General features: G+C 54.7%; 16 protein-coding genes and 7 tRNA genes. 20 read left to right on the forward strand and 3 right to left on the reverse strand.

All coding sequences use genetic code 11. The features are described 5' to 3' along the window. Positions 1–83: 83 nt before the first annotated feature. The 10 genes from ACFSO0_RS13740 to ACFSO0_RS13785 all read left to right on the forward strand — a co-directional run bounded on the left by ACFSO0_RS13740 (position 84) and on the right by ACFSO0_RS13785 (position 4,118). Positions 84–566, forward strand: coding sequence for a hypothetical protein (locus tag ACFSO0_RS13740; RefSeq protein WP_376881232.1), 483 nt, complete (start codon positions 84–86; stop codon positions 564–566). A gap of 270 nt (positions 567–836) precedes the next feature. Continuing rightward, complete coding sequence (locus ACFSO0_RS13745; RefSeq protein ID WP_376881234.1) at positions 837–1,337, forward strand: hypothetical protein; 501 nt, start codon at positions 837–839, stop codon at positions 1,335–1,337. Further along, a complete protein-coding gene (gene thiM, locus ACFSO0_RS13750) occupies positions 1,334–2,143 on the forward strand; it encodes a hydroxyethylthiazole kinase (RefSeq protein WP_376881236.1) in 810 nt (269 codons plus the stop codon). Before ACFSO0_RS13745 ends, thiM begins: the two co-directional genes overlap by 4 nt. Positions 2,144–3,162: 1,019 nt before the next feature. After that, positions 3,163–3,255: transfer RNA gene (locus ACFSO0_RS13755), tRNA-Ser, on the forward strand. Positions 3,256–3,259: 4 nt separating this feature from the next. Further along, positions 3,260–3,336 (forward strand) — tRNA-Glu (locus ACFSO0_RS13760). Positions 3,337–3,399: 63 nt separating this feature from the next. Beyond that, positions 3,400–3,475 (forward strand) — tRNA-Val (locus ACFSO0_RS13765). 74 nt (positions 3,476–3,549) lie between these two features. Next, positions 3,550–3,636, forward strand: a tRNA-Leu gene (locus ACFSO0_RS13770). A gap of 24 nt (positions 3,637–3,660) precedes the next feature. Continuing rightward, positions 3,661–3,736, forward strand: a tRNA-Gly gene (locus tag ACFSO0_RS13775). A gap of 213 nt (positions 3,737–3,949) precedes the next feature. After that, positions 3,950–4,026, forward strand: a tRNA-Met gene (locus ACFSO0_RS13780). A 16-nt stretch (positions 4,027–4,042) separates the two neighbouring features. Next, positions 4,043–4,118: transfer RNA gene (locus ACFSO0_RS13785), tRNA-His, on the forward strand. Positions 4,119–4,292: 174 nt separating this feature from the next. Here the strand turns inward: ACFSO0_RS13785 and ACFSO0_RS13790 are convergent. Continuing rightward, positions 4,293–5,345, reverse strand: a complete 1,053-nt coding sequence (locus ACFSO0_RS13790; RefSeq protein WP_376881237.1) for an NAD(P)/FAD-dependent oxidoreductase — start codon at positions 5,343–5,345, stop codon at positions 4,293–4,295. A 201-nt stretch (positions 5,346–5,546) separates the two neighbouring features. Between ACFSO0_RS13790 and ACFSO0_RS13795 the strand changes: the two genes are divergently transcribed. The 5 genes from ACFSO0_RS13795 (at position 5,547) to rarD (ending at position 10,528) form a co-directional block, all read left to right on the forward strand. Further along, on the forward strand, positions 5,547–6,338 hold the full coding sequence (locus tag ACFSO0_RS13795; RefSeq protein ID WP_376881239.1) for an ABC transporter ATP-binding protein: 792 nt from the start codon (positions 5,547–5,549) through the stop codon (positions 6,336–6,338). Between the two features lie 3 nt (positions 6,339–6,341). Then, positions 6,342–7,265, forward strand: a complete 924-nt coding sequence (locus ACFSO0_RS13800) for an iron-hydroxamate ABC transporter substrate-binding protein (protein WP_376881240.1) — start codon at positions 6,342–6,344, stop codon at positions 7,263–7,265. Between the two features lie 70 nt (positions 7,266–7,335). Further along, positions 7,336–8,343, forward strand: coding sequence for a FecCD family ABC transporter permease (locus ACFSO0_RS13805; protein ID WP_376881241.1), 1,008 nt, complete (start codon positions 7,336–7,338; stop codon positions 8,341–8,343). Beyond that, entirely contained in the window at positions 8,343–9,350 is a 1,008-nt protein-coding gene (locus ACFSO0_RS13810) for a FecCD family ABC transporter permease (protein WP_376881243.1), read from the forward strand. The genes ACFSO0_RS13805 and ACFSO0_RS13810 overlap by 1 nt, the downstream gene beginning before the upstream one ends. A gap of 269 nt (positions 9,351–9,619) precedes the next feature. Next, positions 9,620–10,528: an EamA family transporter RarD gene (gene rarD / locus ACFSO0_RS13815; RefSeq protein WP_376881245.1), complete on the forward strand. Its 909-nt coding sequence runs from the start codon at positions 9,620–9,622 to the stop codon at positions 10,526–10,528. 78 nt (positions 10,529–10,606) lie between these two features. On the opposite strand, the gene pdxK is transcribed toward rarD, so the two are convergent. Continuing rightward, complete coding sequence (pdxK, locus tag ACFSO0_RS13820; protein ID WP_376881246.1) at positions 10,607–11,422, reverse strand: pyridoxine/pyridoxal/pyridoxamine kinase; 816 nt, start codon at positions 11,420–11,422, stop codon at positions 10,607–10,609. A gap of 187 nt (positions 11,423–11,609) precedes the next feature. Further along, positions 11,610–11,783 (reverse strand): hypothetical protein, encoded by a 174-nt coding sequence (locus ACFSO0_RS13825; protein WP_376881247.1) that lies wholly within the window; start codon positions 11,781–11,783, stop codon positions 11,610–11,612. Positions 11,784–12,003: 220 nt separating this feature from the next. Here ACFSO0_RS13825 and ACFSO0_RS13830 point away from each other — a divergent pair, with 220 nt between their 5' ends. The 5 genes from ACFSO0_RS13830 (at position 12,004) to ACFSO0_RS13850 (ending at position 18,236) form a co-directional block, all read left to right on the forward strand. After that, positions 12,004–12,705, forward strand: coding sequence for an ABC transporter ATP-binding protein (locus ACFSO0_RS13830; RefSeq protein ID WP_376881248.1), 702 nt, complete (start codon positions 12,004–12,006; stop codon positions 12,703–12,705). 23 nt (positions 12,706–12,728) lie between these two features. Further along, on the forward strand, positions 12,729–14,180 hold the full coding sequence (locus tag ACFSO0_RS13835) for an ABC transporter permease (protein ID WP_376881250.1): 1,452 nt from the start codon (positions 12,729–12,731) through the stop codon (positions 14,178–14,180). Positions 14,181–14,200: 20 nt separating this feature from the next. Then, positions 14,201–15,715 carry an efflux RND transporter periplasmic adaptor subunit gene (locus ACFSO0_RS13840; protein WP_376881251.1) on the forward strand — a complete coding sequence of 505 codons (1,515 nt, stop codon included), beginning with the start codon at positions 14,201–14,203 and terminating at the stop codon, positions 15,713–15,715. A gap of 229 nt (positions 15,716–15,944) precedes the next feature. Then, positions 15,945–17,993 carry a hypothetical protein gene (locus ACFSO0_RS13845; protein WP_376881252.1) on the forward strand — a complete coding sequence of 683 codons (2,049 nt, stop codon included), beginning with the start codon at positions 15,945–15,947 and terminating at the stop codon, positions 17,991–17,993. 54 nt (positions 17,994–18,047) lie between these two features. Next, positions 18,048–18,236, forward strand: coding sequence for a hypothetical protein (locus tag ACFSO0_RS13850; protein WP_376881254.1), 189 nt, complete (start codon positions 18,048–18,050; stop codon positions 18,234–18,236). Positions 18,237–18,249 lie beyond the last annotated feature (13 nt).

Here is an 18,249-nt window from a genome sequence, read left to right on the forward strand (position 1 = left end):
GGCACGTCTCGCAAATAATACCGGAAAAGGGAGGTTGTCAGTCCTTCGTCCAAGACAGAGAGGCGAGAAAGAGGGGAACTGCATTGAGCGAAAATTTCTTTGGCCAATACAAGGAATTTGTGGTCGTCCCCAAAGAGTCGAAAGACGAGGGGGGCGAAGGAGCATTCACCCCACAGGATTACGCTGCGCACTATATCCTCACCTTCTCTTTGTACGATTCCGGCATCGCCTGCTGGAGAGAGGCCGCCAAGTTCCACGTCGATGTCGAGAAAAGCCTGCACAAGGTCGTGGCTGACTTGAACACGAAAAAGCGGGCCGTTTTGCGCCTGGAGCTGCTGGAAATCGATCCGGAAAAAACGTACTTTGTGCTGGCGCTTTCCTGGCGAGGCGGGGAAGAGGAGGAGCCGGCCGTACTGGCACGCATCCATTCTTTCCTGGAAAAAGACTTTTCCACGGATTTGCTGATCGGGGAGAGGTGGTACCAGTTGATCGGGGACAAAGGCAAGTTTGAGCGGCGCCTTTTTGTCTACACGCTGGAAAAATACGTGCCGCGACCAGGAACATAGCAGATGGTCTGGTATGTTTTCCTAATTTTTCTCAAAATATTGGGGGAAAATGGAAGGTAAACCGGTCGATAGAAGCGAATCAGGCAGGAGAGGGAAAAATAGGTGCAAAGGTAACATAAATCGCTTCGTACCTCCATCCGATACCAGAAAAAAAAGAAAAAAAGGGAGACAGGGGAACTTATGCCTACATACTACTACTTCTCTTGCCGAAAATGTCGAACCCGGGGCGGAGTGATCGGAGAGCAGGCTTGGGGTTGGGGGAATTTTGACATGGTTGAGTCTTTCAAGTATCTGGCCCACCACATCCAAACCTGCGGAGAAGAGTTCATTCGGGTCATCTCCGAGGAGGAAGACGATTACATAGATCAGTTACATGCAGAATATAACGACTTTTTGGAGAAAACAAAACATATTTTTCCGCATTCCAAAGACTGGGCTTTCCTGGACAAATGGAAAGGTCTGCCGGTCGACGAACTGAAAGAGAAATGGGTAGAGGAAAACAAAATCGAGAATGAAGATGAACGGACGAAGCTCACGGGCGTACTGGCAAAATATGAGGTCCAGGGCGGCGGCAACCAGCAGTTTCGCGGGGAGGTCGTGCTCGCGGACGGCAGCAGGGAGACTGTGCTGGGAAGCGCCCGGCAATTGCCAGAGGTAAATCGATCCTATATCATCATAGGAGTGAGGCGGGAGCACGCAGAGTTGGGCAAATTTCTGGAAATCCACAAGATGATCCCCGTCTCGAACGCAGAAGGAGGCAATCATTCATGAACCTGGAGACAGTTGGCAAAGCATTGGAAGCGGTCAGAGGGGCAAATCCGTTGATTCACAACATGACCAATGTGGTCGTGACCAATTTTACGGCAAACGGGCTGCTTGCCTTGGGAGCATCGCCTGTGATGGCGTACGCCAGACAAGAGGTAGCGGATATGGCGCGGATCGCAGGGGCGCTCGTCCTGAATATGGGGACCTTGGACGAGCAACTGGTGGAAGCCATGCTCATCGCTGGTCAATCAGCCAATGAACACGGCGTGCCGGTTCTGTTCGATCCTGTAGGAGCTGGAGCCACGGCGTATCGCACCGATACCGCCCAGGATCTGGTGAAAAAAGTGTCGGTAGCCATCGTGAGGGGAAATGCGGCCGAGATTGCCAATGTCGTTGGAGAAGCCTGGCAAATCAAGGGAGTAGATGCGGGAGAAGGCAAAGGCGACGTCGTGGAGCTGGCGAAGAGGACAGCGAAAAAGGTAGAGTCGATTGTCGCGATTACGGGCAAGGTCGATGTCATCACAGACGGAGAGCGCACGTATCTCATCCGCAACGGGCACCCGATTCTGACCAAGGTAACCGGTACGGGCTGCCTGCTCACATCCGTCATGGGGGCATTTGCGGCCGTCGTGGAGAACAAGCTCACGGCAGGAGCAGCGGCACTGGTTTGCTACGGAGTGGCGGCGGAGAAGGCTGCGCAAAAAGCCGCCGAGGAAGGTCCCGGCAGCTTTCAGATTCAATTTTTGAACGAGCTGGCGAATTTGACGGCGGACGATGTGCATCGCCTTGGGAAACTGGAAAAAGCCGAATAAAAAATCCCGCCAAGGCGGGAAGAAAAAAGAAGCGCGGCTCTGTTTATTCGAGATATGTTAGCACGTAGCTGTAGTTGCGTAAAGTAAAGGACAGTAGCTTCTTCTGGTGTTCGGAAAGCGCGAGGAATATGAATTCAACCTGATCATTCTCATACGGACGCAAATAGAACCGGGATATTCCATGGCACATGATTTCTCTTTTTAGTGCCAATGCCATTCTGGCGTCTGTGCGTATGTGCAATTCCACCGTGGTACCCTCCTTGAACATTACCTAGAGTACCAAATTTATACTGGGAATTTCATAACAATTGTGACGGTATCATGTCCAACTTGTTACCGATTTTTGGATGAAAATTGATTTCTGAAAGTATTCTGTCAATGCTGCCTAGCGGTCGTCGGGAATGCAAATGCTGCGGGAAAAATAGGAGGAAATCATGGCGGCCGCCCTGCCTTTTTCCGTGGAGAGATCATACTTTCTGCTCGACAGACACTGGAGCAGTTCCCGGTCGCAGCTGCACGAGAAATAACCGCGCTTCGCATAGCAGCGATCATGTCTTTTGCAGCATCTGTCGATGTCGTCGATGGGAGCTCCAGGTCCCGAACAGCCCGGACCGCACCAGTTTCCGTACAAACACGGCCATCCTTTGCTCCGTCGTTTCCTTTTGAACACATCTCATCACCACGCGTGTAGGTTATACTCTCAGCGTATTGGAGCACAGCCGAGATTGCTTTAGGCAGCATACCCGAATTTCAGGAAACCGTGGATGCGATAACAACCAGCCAGACGGCAGGCCGAAAAAGGCGAAGCGCGAGGGAGTGGTTTGACAGAGCGTGTGCGAGGAGCAGAGAGGCCGGGCAGCCGACCAGAACGGGGTGCCTGGCCACTTTAGGCTGGGGCCAAAGTAAGCAGCAGGGAACAGCAGCCATATTTCAATCGGGAAAAACTATTGAAATGATACTTGAAAACAGAAAAAAGATATGGTAGATTATTTCTTGCCGAGCTGATCGGCAAACGATTTGGATGGATGTCCGAGAGGCCGAAGGAGCACGATTGGAAATCGTGTAGGCGGTGTAGAACCGTCTCGTGGGTTCAAATCCCACTCCATCCGCCATCCTGGCCCGTTGGTGAAGCGGTTTAACACAGCAGCCTTTCACGCTGTCATACAGGGGTTCGAATCCCCTACGGGTCACCATCATATACCCCACAAAGTGGAGCAGATGCTTTGCAGGGGCCCCGACAACAGTTTGGGGACTATGGAGGCTTAGCTCAGCTGGGAGAGCATCTGCCTTACAAGCAGAGGGTCGGCGGTTCGATCCCGTCAGCCTCCACCATTCTTCGTGGCTGGTTCCGGCACGGGAATGCAGAGGATCGGTTCTCCCGCAAAGAATTGTCAGCTTTTGCATATGCGGTCGTGGCGGAATTGGCAGACGCGCTAGATTCAGGTTCTAGTGGTGGCAACACCGTGGAGGTTCAAGTCCTCTCGACCGCACCAAATTTCTTCTTTCTTCAAAAGTATGCGGACGTAGCTCAATTGGTAGAGCGTCGCCTTGCCAAGGCGAAGGTCGCGGGTTCGAGACCCGTCGTCCGCTCCATGAAGTGTTTCAGGTCTCTCACCCGTACCGGGTTCACCCTCGTGGTGTTCACAGGCAGCGATGCTCGGGTACTTCAGATCTGGTTTGCATAGAAGCGTCTCGGCGCAGAGGCACCAGTGGAAGCGAGACCCGTCGTCCGCTCCATGAAGTGTTTCAGGTCTCTCACCCGTACCGGGCTTACTTCGAGAGGTTTGAGATTCCTTTTTTTATTATGGCGGTGTAGCTCAGCTGGTTAGAGCGTTCGGTTCATACCCGAAAGGTCGGGGGTTCGATTCCCTCCGCCGCTACCAAATGAAACAGCTTGTGGCGGTCGTGGCGAAGGGGTTAACGCACCGGATTGTGGCTCCGGCATTCGTGGGTTCGAGTCCCATCGATCGCCCCATACGTGAAATCATAGAGAGTGCGGGGAGAATATTCTCCCTGCACTTTTTACATACAGCCGAGAATGGATAAGATTCTTATCCGCTACATGTGCAACTTTGGCACCACCAGTTTTCCCGTTTGGCATGAAAAGGCCCAGCTCGCATACCAGTGTTGGCAGCGATGCTGGGCCGCTTTATTTTTGCAGCATTTGCTTGACCAGTTCGCGGTTGCGCTGCTTGAAGATTTCGCTGTGCGAGGAGACCATGCCGCTGGAATTGGCTTCCGGCGAAATGAACTGCTTTGCCTTGTTGACGGCATTGGCAGCATCCTGAAAGGCTCCGGCGATCAAGTGCAGCTTGCCGTCGTAGTGGACGACATCGCCTGCCGCGTACAGGCCGGGAACGGAAGACTCGCTATAGGAGTTGACGCGCACGTAAAAATCATCGACCAGCGCAATGTCCAGCTCGCTGTTTTTCAACAGGCTGGCGTCCCGTTCATAGCCGTGGTTGATGATCACGTCATCGACAGCCAGCGTGGTGACCTCGCCTGTCGCATGGTTCGTCAGCTCCACGTATTCGACGACCTCGCGATTGGCGGATGCGACGAGGCGCGTAATCGTCGTCTGGAAGAAGCAGGCGGCGGAACTGTTCAGGAACTGGGTGACCTGGGACTCATGCGCGGACAGCGTGTCTTTGCGGTAGGTCAGGTACACCTTTTTGGCGACCGGCTCCAGCTCGTTGGCCCAGTCGATGGCAGAGTTTCCGCCGCCCGAGATGATTACGGTCTTGTCCCGGAAGTAGTTGAGCGACTTCACAGTGTAGTGCAGGTTGGACACCTCGAACTTCTCGGCGCCCTCAAGTTCCAGCTTTTGCGGCGTCAATATACCGCCTCCGACTGCGACGATCACGGTCCTGGAGTAGTGGAGATTGCCAGAGGCTGCGCGCAAGACAAAAATCCCTTCCTCGTTGCGGGAGATCGCCACCACTTTTTCGTTCAGAACGACTTCCGGGTGAAAGGTCAGCCCTTGAGCGACGATCTGCTCGATCAGTTTGGCACCGGGAATCGGGGTGAGTCCGCCGACATCCCAGATCATTTTTTCCGGATACACATGAAGTTTTCCGCCCAGGTGGGGCTGAAATTCGATCAGTTTCGTCTTCATTTCGCGAAGCCCGCTATAAAAACTGGAGTAGAGACCGGCGGGGCCTCCTCCGATGATGGTCACATCAAACAGCTCGTGTTGCTCCATCTGCTTCACTCCTGGATATTCTTGTATATGTAACTGATTATCATTCTCATCAAATTATAAGGTGTTTTCTCCCCGGTGACAACCTTTATTCCCTATTGACACAATGATGGAACGCCCTTATATTATATAACGGTATTGATAATCATTATCACATATGATCTGCCGCCCTTCTTTTCATTCTGCAATTGGAGGTACATAGCCATGGTCCGGATGTATACCGAGGAATTGAACATTGGATACGGGGATCGCCTGATTGTAAAGGCGCTCAGCGTACAAATCCCGGATAAAAAAATCACGACAATCATCGGCTCAAACGGCTGTGGCAAATCGACCCTGCTGAAAGCCATGACCCGGATCATTTCCCACCAGTCCGGCGCCGTCATCCTGGATGGAGAGAGCATTGCAAAAGAAAACACGAAGGCGCTCGCGCGAAAACTGGCGATTCTGCCACAGACCCCCGAGAGCGCGAGCGGACTTACCGTGGGCGAGCTTGTCTCGTACGGACGCTTTCCATATCAGACGGGCTTTGGGCGCTTGACGAAAAAAGACTACGAAGCCATCGACTGGGCGCTCGAGGTCACGGGCACGAAAGAATTCAAATATCGGACTGTGGACGCCTTGTCCGGAGGCCAGCGTCAACGCGTCTGGATCGCCATGGCTCTGGCGCAGGAGACGGAGATCATCTTCCTGGATGAGCCTACGACCTATCTGGACATGGCGCACCAGCTGGAGGTACTGGAGCTTTTGCAAAAGCTGAACGTCGAGCAGGGCCGCACGATTGTGATGGTGCTTCACGATTTGAACCAGGCCGCTCGCTTTGCGGACTTCATGATTGCCCTCAAAGACGGCCAGGTCGTCAAGGCAGGCGGATGTGAAGAAGTCATGCAGCCTGATGTCCTCAAAAAGGTATTTCAGATCGACGCAGAGATCGGGCGCGATCCGCGAACCAACAAACCGATGTGCATCACATACAACTTGGCAAAGGGAGATTAGTTTATGAACAAGTTTTGGGTTTCATTTCTGCTCGTCCTCATGTTCATCGTCAGCGCATGCGGGGCACAGCCCAAGGCAGAGGACAAGGGGCCAGCGCAGGAAGCAAAAACCGGAACCATCACCTATCAGTCGGAAAACGGTCCGATTGAAGTGCCTGCCAATCCGCAGCGCGTCGTCGTGCTTTCTTCGTTCGCAGGCAATGTGATGGCTCTGCATGTCAATCTCGTAGGCGTAGACTCCTGGTCGAAGATGAATCCGCGTTTTCGCGACGGCTTGAAAGACGTGGCAGAAGTATCGGAAGAAAACGTGGAAAAAATCATCGAGCTGAACCCGGACCTGATCATCGGTCTGTCCAGCACGAAAAACCTCGACAAGCTGAAACAGATCGCACCAACCGTTACCTTTACATACGGCAAGGTCGACTACCTGACCCAGCACATCGAGATCGGCAAGCTGCTGAACAAGGAAAAAGAAGCCCGCGAGTGGGTGGAAGATTTCAAATTGCGCGCGCAAGAAGCAGGAAAAGAGATTCGGGCGAAAATCGGGGAAAACGCGACGGTGTCCGTCATTGAAAACTTCGACAAGCAGCTTTACGTATTCGGCGACAACTGGGGGAGGGGAACCGAAATCCTCTACCAGGAAATGAAGCTGAAAATGCCTGAAAAGGTAAAAGAAATGGCGCTGAAGGAAGGCTACTACGCGCTGTCTCTGGAAGTGCTGCCGCAGTTCGCAGGCGATTACCTGATTTTCAGCAAAAACTCGGACGCGGACAACGCCTTCACCCAGACCAATACGTACAAAAATATTCCAGCAGTGAAAAACAACCGCGTGTTTGAAGCGAATGCAAAAGAGTTTTACTTCAACGATCCCGTCACGCTCGAATACCAATTGTCGTTCTTCATCGAGCACTTCCTGGGAAAAAAATAATGGACAGGGAAGGAATTCTTGCCGCGTGAGAATTCCTTCTCCTTTACTTTGAAGAAAAGTGAGCAGAACCATGAATAATGAGAAACGGCGTTTATATCATTTTGGACCAAAACTGATCGCTGCGCTCCTCGTCTTTTTGGCGACGTTTGTCATCGCCATGGTCTTCGGGGCAGCGGACACCACACTGCGGGACGTATGGCTGGCTTTGACCACTTCCGCTGCCGGCGAAAAATTGTCCCTCATTCGTGAAATCAGGCTTCCGCGCGAAATAGCCGCCATCTTTGTCGGGGCGGCTCTGTCTGTAGCGGGAGCGATCATGCAGGGGATGACGCGAAATCCACTCGCGGACCCCGGCTTGCTCGGACTGTCCGCAGGCGCGAACGCAGCTCTGGCGATTGCGCTGGCCATGCTTCCTGGGATCAGTTACCTTGGCATTATGATCGCATGCTTTATCGGGGCAGCGGCCGGGGCTCTCCTGGTGTTTGGGATGGGCTCGCTGAAAAAAGGGGGGTTTTCCCCGCTGCGCATGGTCTTGGCAGGATCGGCGGTATCCGCGTTTTTGTACGCGGTTGCGGAAGGAGTAGGGCTGACCTTCAAAATTTCCAAGGACGTATCCATGTGGACAGCAGGCGGCGTGATCGGAACGTCGTGGATTCAGCTGCAAATGATCGTCCCGTTTATTACGGTCGGCATTATTTTGTCCCTCATCTTGTCGAGACAGCTGACCATTCTTAGCCTGAGCGAAGAAGTGGCGGTGGGCCTCGGGCAGAAAACGATGCTGGTTAAAGCGGTTCTGTTCGTCGTCATCATCTTGCTGGCGGGGGCGTCGGTAGCGCTTGTTGGCAATATGGCCTTTATCGGCCTGATGATTCCGCACATGGTGCGTCCCGTCGTCGGTACGGATTACCGTTACATCATCCCGATGTCCGCTGTCGCAGGAGCTTCCTTCATGCTGCTGGCTGATTTGCTCGGGCGGATCATCAACGCCCCCTATGAAACACCGGTTGCCGCGATCGTAGCGATGCTCGGGCTGCCATTCTTCCTGTTGATCGTTCGCCAAAGGGGGAGAGCGTTCTGATGATTCATCCAGCGATAATCAGAAAACAGCGCATGATCGCAGGCGTGCTTGTGCTCTTGACGGTGGCGGCAGTGGTTCTCGGAATGGGCATGGGCTATGCGTCCTTGTCCTATGATCGGCTGATTCCTGTGCTGCTCGGACATGGTACGTTCAAGGAAGAGTTCATCCTGTTCTCCATCCGTTTGCCGCGTCTTGTCATCACCTGGCTCGCGGGCATGGCGCTGGCGTTGTCCGGGGCGATCCTGCAAGGCGTCACGCGAAACGATCTGGCAGAGCCAGGAGTGATCGGGATCAATTCGGGGGCAGGGGTTGCGATCGCGCTGTTCTTTTTATTCGTCCCGATCGAGGCAGGCTCTTTCGTCTATGTGCTGCCGCTCGTAGCTTTTGCCGGGGCCATGCTGACCGCTGTCTGCATTTACGCCTTTTCCTGCGACCGCCATGCCGGACTTTCGCCCGTGCGAATCGTGCTCGTTGGGGTTGGCTTTTCTCTGGCCCTCTCCGGGGTGATGATCGTGCTGATCTCGTCAGCGGAGCGGGCGAAGGTGGACTTCATCGCCAAATGGCTGGCAGGGAACATCTGGGGAACGGACTGGCCGTTCATCCTGGCCATCTTGCCGTGGCTGTGCATCCTCATCCCGTTTACGCTGTACAAGGCCAATCGGTTGAACCTGCTGGCGCAAAATGAACCAGTCGCGATTGGAGTGGGGCTCGCCATTGAACGGGAGAGGCTTACACTGCTGCTTACGGCAGTGGCTTTGGCGGCATCGGCGGTGTCTGTCACGGGCGGCATCGCGTTCATCGGTCTGTTGGCGCCGCATTTGGCCAAAGCGCTGATCGGGCCGCGCCATCAGCTCAATATCCCCGTAGCCATTCTTCTCGGTGGCTTTTTGCTGCTCGTCGCAGATACGATCGGGCACAATCTGGCCGAGCCGGATGGCATTCCCGCAGGCGTGATGGTTGCGTTTATCGGAGCGCCGTACTTATTGTACCTGTTGTGGAAAAAATAAACGATGAGAAGAGAGCAGGCGCATGACACGGTGAAGTGCAGCCCTGCTCTTTTTTTTGCCGGAGATTCCATTCGTCGCACGCATTTTTGTACAAAGCCCGCGTCGGGACGAGCAACTGCTTCCATTGTGTCAGCAGCTTGCGCTGGTCAAGCGGCCGGCAGCGGGCGAACGGAAGGGTGCAAACTATGCTCGCCGTGAATACATAGCGGAGCGTCATCAATTCCGTTACACTACTATTCATAAGACGTGGATATTTGGAGGCAGAAAAAATGAAACAAGGTGTCCTGTACGGAATCCTGGCTTATTTGGCTTGGGGGACGCTCCCTTTGTACTGGAAGCTGTTTCAGAGCATGGGAGCCTGGGAAATCCTTGCGCACCGCATTGTCTGGTCACTTGTCTTTGTCCTTGTCATCATTCTCGTAACGAAGCGCTGGGCCAATCTGTGGGGGGCGGCGCCCGGCAAAAAGCTGAAGGGGGCCTTGCTTCTTTGCTCGCTTTTGATTAGCGCGAACTGGCTTTTGTACATCTGGGCGGTCAATCACGACCATGTGATGGAAGCGAGTCTCGGCTACTACATGAACCCGCTGATCAGCGTGCTGCTCGGAGTCGTTTTTTTGCAGGAAAAGCTCGCAAAAGCCCAGTGGGCCGCGCTCGCGATGGCAGCCGCCGGCGTTCTGTACATCACGGTTCAGTACGGTCAGGTGCCCTATATTGCCTTGTCTCTTGCGCTGACCTTCGCCTTTTACGGGCTGGCGAAGAAAGTGGTCAATCTGGAAGCGATGTTCGGCCTGGCGTGGGAGACGGTCTTCGTGGCTCCGATCGCCCTGCTTTACCTTTTTCTGATTCAGGCCGGCGGGACGGAAACGGCATTTGCCATGGAGTGGTGGAGGATCGTTTTGCTCATGCTCGCAGGCGTAGGGACGGCCATGCCGCTGTACTGGTTCGCGCAGGCGACCAAACGGCTGCCGCTGTCGACGCTCGGCTTCCTCCAGTATCTCTCTCCGACTATCCAGCTGCTCAGTGCCGTTTTTTTGTTTGGCGAGCCATTCACGATGACGCACTTGATCTCCTTTGCCCTGATCTGGGGGGCGCTGGTTGTCTTCACGGTTAGCACGATGCGAAAGAAGAGCGCAGCTGTCCCGGCGTCTTCGGATCTGCAGCTGAAAAAGCAGGCGTAGCGGCAACAAAAAGGAAACTCCTGGCAAGCCCCCGGATAACCGGTACTTGTCAGGAGTTTTTTCTGCAGGCAACAATTCTTAGGCTTGTTTGGCGCGGCGGTATGCGCCGTGATTGGTCGGTCCTACGTACTGGTTCAGGGCAAACGAGTGGCGGATCGCTTCTGTGATGAATTCTTTCGCCACGTTGACGGCATCGCGTACAGAGCTGCCTTTGGCCAGTTCCGCGCAGATGGCAGCGGAGTAGGTGCAGCCGGCGCCGTGCGTGAAGCTCGTCTCAAAGCGCTCCGACTCCAGCACTTCCACGGATTGGCCGTCATAATACACGTCTACGGCATGGTCGTGCTGCAACTTGCTGCCGCCTTTGACGACGACGTAAGAGGTGCCGAAGTCGTGGATGCGCTTGGCCGCTTCTTTCATGTCGTCCACGCTCTTCAAAGCGCCCAGTCCGCTCAAGATGCCCGCCTCGAACAAGTTCGGAGTCGCTACCGTAGCGCGCGGCAGCAACACTTCGCGCAGGCTCACGGCAATCTCCGGATGGAGGGCTTCGTCTGCTCCCTTGCAGATCATCACAGGATCGACGACGACGTTTTTCAGCTGGAACTGCTCGATTTTGCGGGCAGCCAGTTCTACCAGTTCAGTGGTGCCGAGCATGCCGGTTTTGACAGCATCTACGCCGATTCCGGTGAGCACGGTTTCCAACTGCTTCTCCAGTACGGCTACATCGATCGGAAATACTTCGTGAAACCAGCCGTTGTGCGGGTCTTGCGCGACGATAACGGTGAGGGCGGTCATACCGAAGACGCCAAGCTCCTGGAATGTTTTGAGGTCAGCCTGGAGTCCGGCGCCGCCGCTCGTGTCCGAACCAGCGATAGTGAGTGCTTTGCGCATAGTCATAATCCTTGTCTCCCTTGTTTTCGAGTAGGCACGTACAGCACCAGGCAGGATACGTATTCCCGAACTGTACTGCACTGTAATGTACTACCTCTATTGAAAAGGAAAAATACGGCGGTGTCAATAATATCCCCGAAAGCGAAAAAAGCCGCCCTCCCGTTTGGGGAGAAGCGGTTGCAAGCAGCATGAACTATTTCAAGGATACGGCGTGATGAAAAGAGAAGCTGATTGGCGTAGACATGGACTTGGAACGCGCGGATGCGAGCTGCTTGGCTTGCTTGGCGGCTTCAAACATGCTAGGTGCCTTGATGATCTCTACCCATTTGCGTGTGGCGGTTTCAAACAGAAAACGATAAATGGTCATCTTCGATCTGCCCTCTCGTGTTTTCTTCACAATTTGATTGTAGCAACGATTCGTACGAAGCAGGTTAGCGCTTTGTTACAGCATTTTGAAGAACATGTAACGACTGTGTGAACATGAAAAATTTTCGTGAGGAAGATGTTACATTTTCCCTTTTGCTACGTCTATAGGATGTGTACCCAAATTTTCCATTTCCGATTAAAACATGAGGGGCGTAACAGAGATGGCAAATGCAACAGGCGAGCTGACGGTGACGGGGGTCAACCACAGCTACGGCACGGGTAAGATCAAGGTGCCCGTGCTTTTTGACATCAACCTGCACATTGCGCAGGGGGAATTCGTAGCGCTCTGCGGATCTTCAGGATCGGGCAAATCGACCCTCCTGAATCTGCTGGCGGGCTTGACGCGGCCGGACGAAGGCTCTGTGGTGGTCAGCGGGGAAGAAATATCACGCTACAGCGAGAACGAGCTGTGCTTGTTCAGGCGGCGGAGCATGGGCTTCATTTTCCAATCATACAACCTGCTGCCCAACCTGACCGCGCTGGAAAACGTGGAGCTGCCGCTGATCTTCGCCGGAGAAAGCGTGCGCAAACGCCGGGCGAGAGCGACCGAGATTCTTGAGCGGGTCGGCTTGGCGGGAAGACTCGATCACAAGCCGAACGAGCTTAGCGGCGGGCAGCAGCAGCGGGTCAGTATCGCGCGGGCGCTCGTAAATGAACCGAGCATCATTTTGGCGGACGAGCCGACAGGCAATCTGGACAGCAAGACCGAGCAGGAAATTCTGGCCCTCATGCGGCAAATGAACAAGGAAAGAGGGACTACGTTCATCATCGTTACCCATGAGCAGGAAGTAGCCGAGCAATCAGACCGGGTCATTTATTTGCAGGACGGACGGGTCGTACAAAAAAGGACAAGACCAGCGTAGCAGAGGGTATGAGGTGAACGAAAGTGAGAGCGATGGATTCGTTTCGCATTGTCTGGCGCAATCTGTGGCGAATGAAGCTGCGGACGGCGCTTACGTCAGTCGGGGTCATGATCGGCACGGCAGCCATCGTGGCGATGATCGCCTTGAGCCTTGGGTTGAAGGAAAATGCCGTAAAAAGCCTGGAAAACTTCGGAAACCTGACGGAGTTGAATGTGGAGCCGATGTACTACATCCCGGAGGAGGACCGCGTCATCCCGGATGATGAGCGGAAGAAGCTAAACATGGAGGCTGTACAGGAACTGAAAAAAATCCCGGGCATCGCGGCTGTCATGCCGGTGAAGCAGCTGCAAGCGCAGGCCAAGTTGAAGGTAGGGCGCAGAGAAGGATACGTTGAACTGATCGGGGTCGACGTCAACGAGTCCGCCGCCTACCGCAAAGGCGATGTGGAAAAGGGAAGCTATTTGTCCGGTTCGCCGCAGGAGGTGGTCATCGCGTACGACGTTCCGCAGCAGTTGCGGGATGAAGAAAAGGAAAAACGCGAGGCCCGGCGCAGCAGTGTCGATGCCAGAAACAGGAGAGGTGCCTCCATGCCGCCAGACAAAGGCGGGGGAGCAGCCCCGGTGCCGCTCAATCTGGTCAATAAGGCAGCCACGATCATGCTGACGCGGGAGTACCGCGTAGATGACGAGCCAAAGTACGAGAAAAAGGAATTGCGCGTCCGGATAGTCGGGCAGCTGCAAAAATCGGACAACGGCCGTTACTCGACGGCTGTATACGTGCCGATTGGCGTCGTCAAGGAGCTGAACGAGTGGGCCAACCGCAGCAGGGGAGACGAGATGGCGGACAACTCCACGAGAAGGACGCGGGAGACTGCCAAACAGGATGCTTTTGAATTTGACCAGCTGACAGTCAAGGTCGAGTCCCGCGAAAAAGTGGAGAGCGTCGTCCAGGCGCTGAAAGAAAGAGGCTACGAAGTATGGTCGCCCGCCCGCGAACTGGAGACGATCAACAAGTTTTTCTTCGTTATTCAGCTCGTGCTGGGGGGCATCGCTGCGATTTCGCTGCTCGTCGCGACGATCGGCATCGTCAACACGATGATCATGTCGATCCTGGAGCGAACGAAGGAAATCGGCATCATGAAGGTGATCGGCGCCACGGTGCTGAACATTCGCTGGTTGTTTTTGATGGAGTCCGGCTTCATCGGCCTGATCGGGGGCCTGACCGGCCTCGGGCTGGCCTGGGGCGCCGTGGAAGTCGTCAATTATTTCGGTTCGGCAGGCGGGCTGATGGAAAATTTGAATATGGGCTACGGCCGGGGTGGCGAAGGGGAGGCTGCTGCCAGGCTGGCGGTGATTCCGGGCTGGCTGGCGCTGTTTGCCATCGGCTTCTCCTTTGTCATTGGACTTTTGGCAGGCATATTCCCGGCCATCCGGGCTTCGCGCCTGAGTGCCTTGCAGGCGATCCGATCTGAATAAGGAAATGTGAGGAACGAGAGATGAATAAGAAAAAGTGGGTCCTCCTGGCGACAATCGCAGTCGTGCTGGGAGGAGGGGGATTTTATGGCTACAACTTCCTGAAAGCCAAGGACGCAGCAGTCGACGAACAGCCAGTCGGGCAGCAATCCTATCCGACCGCGACAGTCGATGTGGGCGAGGTGAAAAAGACGATCTTTGCGTCGGGCACCGTAGAGGCGAAGGCGCGCGAGGAAGTAAAGCCCGAGATCAGCGGCAAGGTCGAACGCCTGCTGGTCCGTGAAGGCCAGTCCGTGAAGAAGGGGGACGTGCTGTTCACCGTAGACAGCACGGACGCCCGGCTGGAGTTGGAGAAGCAGGAGTTCGGTCTGCACCGCGCCCAAAAAGAGCTGGCCGAGCTGAAAAACAAAAAAGACAGGATTATCGCCGACAAGCCAGGGAAGGTCATAGAAGTGCTGGTCAAGGAAGGGGATACTGTTACTCCGGATACGGTCGTCGCCAAGCTGACCAACACGGACTATTTGAAGATTACGGGGAAGTTCAGCGCGTATGAAGCAGAGCAGTTTCGCATCGGGCAGAAAGTGAAGGTGTTCGTGACTGCCTCCCTGTATTACGTGGACGGCACGATTACCAACATCGATCTCGTCGGTCAAAAGGAAAAAGGAGTCGGGGGCGTCCACGACGTCGATGTGCTCGTGAAAAAGCCGGGCGCCCTCTATGCAGGCGACATGGGGGAAGTCCAGTTTACCGATGACAAGGGCGTTCTGTTCGTCAGTCAGAAGCCGACGCCGTTTGAGCTTCCCGATGAGGTGGAGCTGCTTGCCGGCACGCACGGAAAGATCGGAAAGGTGGAAGTCGAGAAGGATGACGAGATCAAGGCAGGGCAGCTGTTGTTCAAGATGGACATGACCTCAGCCGATCTCGAGCTGCGGGAAAAGGAGCTGGCTCTGAAGGAGTCGCTCCTGACCATGGAACAAAAGAAGCGGGAGATCGCGAAAAAGCAGGTGGAAGCGCCGATCGACGGGGTTATTACCAAGCTGAACGTGAAGGAAGGCGAGACGCCAGACACTGGAGAGCCCGCAGCCGTCATCATGGATGCGACATCCGTGTACTTCATGGCCGCCGTGGACGAGATCGACATCCCGGCAATCAAGCTGGAGCAGGCCGTGGACGTGTACGTGACCGCTTTTGGCAATCGGCCGTTTAAAGGCAAGGTTATCGAGATTCCCAAGGAAGGTACCAGAGACGACAAGACGGTCCGGTTCACCGTGAAGGTGGAGCTCGCCGAGACAACGGACATGAAGCACGGGATGACAGGCGACTGTGACATTTACGTGGAGCAAAAGGATGGAGTGAAACGCCTCCCGCTGAACGCCGTCGAAGTCATGGAGGATGGCAAGGGCACCGTCATGGTGAAGGACCCGGCTACAGGGGAGTCGACGCCGAAAGAGGTGCAGATTGGGATAGAAGGGACAGACTTTATCGAAATCACGAACGGGCTGGAGGAAGGCGCGGAGGTATTGGTGACCAACGCCTAGAGAGGAACAGTAGCTGCTTTCGCCAAGCACATCGAAATTCCCCGGGACGCATGTGGCAGTGCACACGCGCGCTCCGGGGATTTCTCGTTTGTTCACGCCTCTCGCCGCGGCCGCAGGCAAAAACAGGGGCAATTTTTCCCAGTCAGAAATGGAAAAGGACAAAGGGCTGATTTTGTCGAAAGAAGTAATGAAAGAACGATGCAGAAGAGAAAGTGAGAGGAACATCAACGTGAAAAAATGGGTTGTATCAGCGCTTGCCGTGTGTGTGGCCGTGGGCAGCCTGCTGTCAGGGGCTGCTGTTTCGCCAGCACAGGGGGCGACTACAACGATGAAGAGAAACAGCCAGGTATCATCCTCTGTTCAAAAGCCGGTTCACGACATGATCGTTTTTAACGATTATCAGGTCGCAGGCTTGTCATCTGGCGGCTGGAACTGGGTAAAGAACGACGAGTTTATTCTTCCGCCCGATACGCCGCTGGATGTCGATCTCACACAAACGACGTACGGCAACGGCACGAACCTGAGTCGCAGCCAGGTTTTCCTCGATGGCGTGGAGTTGCCGGAATTCATGAGAGAGACGAGGTCGACGCAAGCCTCCTTGAAATGGCAGGTGCCACGCTTCACGATTCCTTCTGCGCAGCTGTCCGCTGGCAAACATACGTTGACCTTTGTCGTGACCGATGCCAAGGCGCAGAAAAGCACCGTGAACGTCCGCTTCCAGGTAGAAGCCCAGAACTACCCGCATATTTATGAGGGGGAAAATGGAACTGGCGTATCGATTCCGTCAGGAGACATCGTCCCGATTTTCGGGCTGTTTGGCTCCAGGACTTTCTCCAGCAAGCTTCCTGGCACGTGGAGACTGTCCAATCAGGCAACGGGCACGGAGATGAGGTCAGTGGAGGGCACGATCTTTTCGACAGGCTCGCTCAAGGCCGGCCAGTATGAGCTGATGTTCCTGCCGAATGACAGTACCTTGACGCCGTGGACGGCCCATATTCAGGTGGGACAGGCGGAGTTGTACATGGGGACGGACAAGTCCGGGCAAAAACTTTCCCCCAATCAAAAAATTACGGCATCACAGGCTCCCGGCACTGTCCAGCTCTACTCGCCCTATCCGGGGAGATGGTGGGTGAACGGTACCGGCCAGACATTGACGAACGCGCAGCGATTTGATGTGGCCATTCCGGAAATGCTGGCAGGCCTCACGCTCACCGTGACGTTTGAGCCGAATCAAGGGTCTGACACATCCACCTCGTATTTGAACGCAGGCATAGCGATTCAGATTCAGGTGCCGGGCACGCCGCAAGCCTGCGAACCGGCTTCCGCACAGGCGGACATGGACGTGCTGATGCAAGCGAACGAGCGATCCTCCATGATGGTAGAGCGTCGCAATCTGTTTTCGTCCGACATCACCGTCAGGCTGTACCAGAACCCTGTCCACATCATTTGGCTGACGACGGCTGCCGACCATCTCGAATTCGGCACTGAGGAGGACGATGACGAAGGCCCAGGCGTCTGGGCTGTGGACAACGTCATCGTGGACGCTTCCAAGCTGAACTGGGATCATACGGCGCTCTTACTGTCCAGCCTGAGCCTGGGACGCCACAAGATCAATTACTACAGCAAAAGGGAGCCTCGCCAATCGTGGTGCGGATACATCCAGGTTATCGAGGATAAGCCACCCGTGTCTTTCTACCCTGTCTGCGATCCGGACGATATAGGGGCGGTTCCATATCCATCGCCGATGCGCTTCGTGACGAAAAAGGGGAATCAGTACAAGGACGGCGATCACATCGTTGTGGATTCAGACAGCGACCTGAATGATCTGAAAGAGCTGGTGCTCATGTCCACCCACGTGGTGAACAAGGGGATGAAGCGAATCATTCTGAATAAGAGCAGCCGGACGGATCGCAGGTATATTCACGTTCCCGATTTGGTCTGGGAGGACGGGGAGACTTTGCTGGGAACGAAGCAGTATTACGGCGGCACGATTACATCTGAAAACGAAGTGAAAATCAGCTTCAACGGCCGGGCTTTGACGACGATCAAGCCGCGCTTGTCAGAGGATCAGGGTGCGGAGGAAGGCGTCCCGTCTCTCAACCTCAAGCAGTTCATCGACTTCCAGGACGGCAAGCCGGGTGTATACACGATCGAAGTGACCAACACCATGAGCTACCGCACCTGCCAAATCGAGCAGGACGGCAACTCGTATGACAAAAATACCGATACACAGGAACAGCAGCAGACGCTGACGCTGACGGTGGAAGTAAAAGAATAACCGGTATATGGCCCTCTGCTTAGGCAGGGGGTTTTTCCCATAGGAGGGACGGGCATGACAGACGAACAAATGGCGGTTCTCCAAAAGTTTGGCTTTCGCGAAGAGGACGGACAGCTGAAACATTTCAAGCTGGGAATCGTAAGACAGAAAGAAGTGTTCGCCGGATTCGCGAGTACGGAAGAGCTGCAGGAGTACGCAAGGCAAATACTCCGCAGCCAATGCTTGTGGAAGCGGCAGGAGTGAGCGGAAAAGCAGC

Origin of the sequence: Brevibacillus sp. GCM10020057 (assembly GCF_042683565.1) — a bacterium.
Classification (GTDB): Bacteria; Bacillota; Bacilli; order Brevibacillales; family Brevibacillaceae; genus Brevibacillus.

What these genes read in the sequence shown, in the direction of transcription:
- rarD (WP_376881245.1), top strand. Translation starts at nt 9,620, where the DNA reads ATGAAACAAGGTGTCCTGTACGGAATCCTGGCTTATTTGGCTTGGGGG.
- ACFSO0_RS13795 (WP_376881239.1), top strand. Translation starts at nt 5,547, where the DNA reads ATGGTCCGGATGTATACCGAGGAATTGAACATTGGATACGGGGATCGC.
- ACFSO0_RS13805 (WP_376881241.1), top strand. Translation starts at nt 7,336, where the DNA reads ATGAATAATGAGAAACGGCGTTTATATCATTTTGGACCAAAACTGATC.
- ACFSO0_RS13790 (WP_376881237.1), bottom strand. Translation starts at nt 5,345, where the DNA reads ATGGAGCAACACGAGCTGTTTGATGTGACCATCATCGGAGGAGGCCCC.
- ACFSO0_RS13800 (WP_376881240.1), top strand. Translation starts at nt 6,342, where the DNA reads ATGAACAAGTTTTGGGTTTCATTTCTGCTCGTCCTCATGTTCATCGTC.
- ACFSO0_RS13850 (WP_376881254.1), top strand. Translation starts at nt 18,048, where the DNA reads ATGACAGACGAACAAATGGCGGTTCTCCAAAAGTTTGGCTTTCGCGAA.
- ACFSO0_RS13830 (WP_376881248.1), top strand. Translation starts at nt 12,004, where the DNA reads ATGGCAAATGCAACAGGCGAGCTGACGGTGACGGGGGTCAACCACAGC.
- pdxK (WP_376881246.1), bottom strand. Translation starts at nt 11,422, where the DNA reads ATGACTATGCGCAAAGCACTCACTATCGCTGGTTCGGACACGAGCGGC.
- ACFSO0_RS13840 (WP_376881251.1), top strand. Translation starts at nt 14,201, where the DNA reads ATGAATAAGAAAAAGTGGGTCCTCCTGGCGACAATCGCAGTCGTGCTG.
- ACFSO0_RS13825 (WP_376881247.1), bottom strand. Translation starts at nt 11,783, where the DNA reads ATGACCATTTATCGTTTTCTGTTTGAAACCGCCACACGCAAATGGGTA.
- ACFSO0_RS13745 (WP_376881234.1), top strand. Translation starts at nt 837, where the DNA reads ATGGTTGAGTCTTTCAAGTATCTGGCCCACCACATCCAAACCTGCGGA.
- ACFSO0_RS13810 (WP_376881243.1), top strand. Translation starts at nt 8,343, where the DNA reads ATGATTCATCCAGCGATAATCAGAAAACAGCGCATGATCGCAGGCGTG.
- thiM (WP_376881236.1), top strand. Translation starts at nt 1,334, where the DNA reads ATGAACCTGGAGACAGTTGGCAAAGCATTGGAAGCGGTCAGAGGGGCA.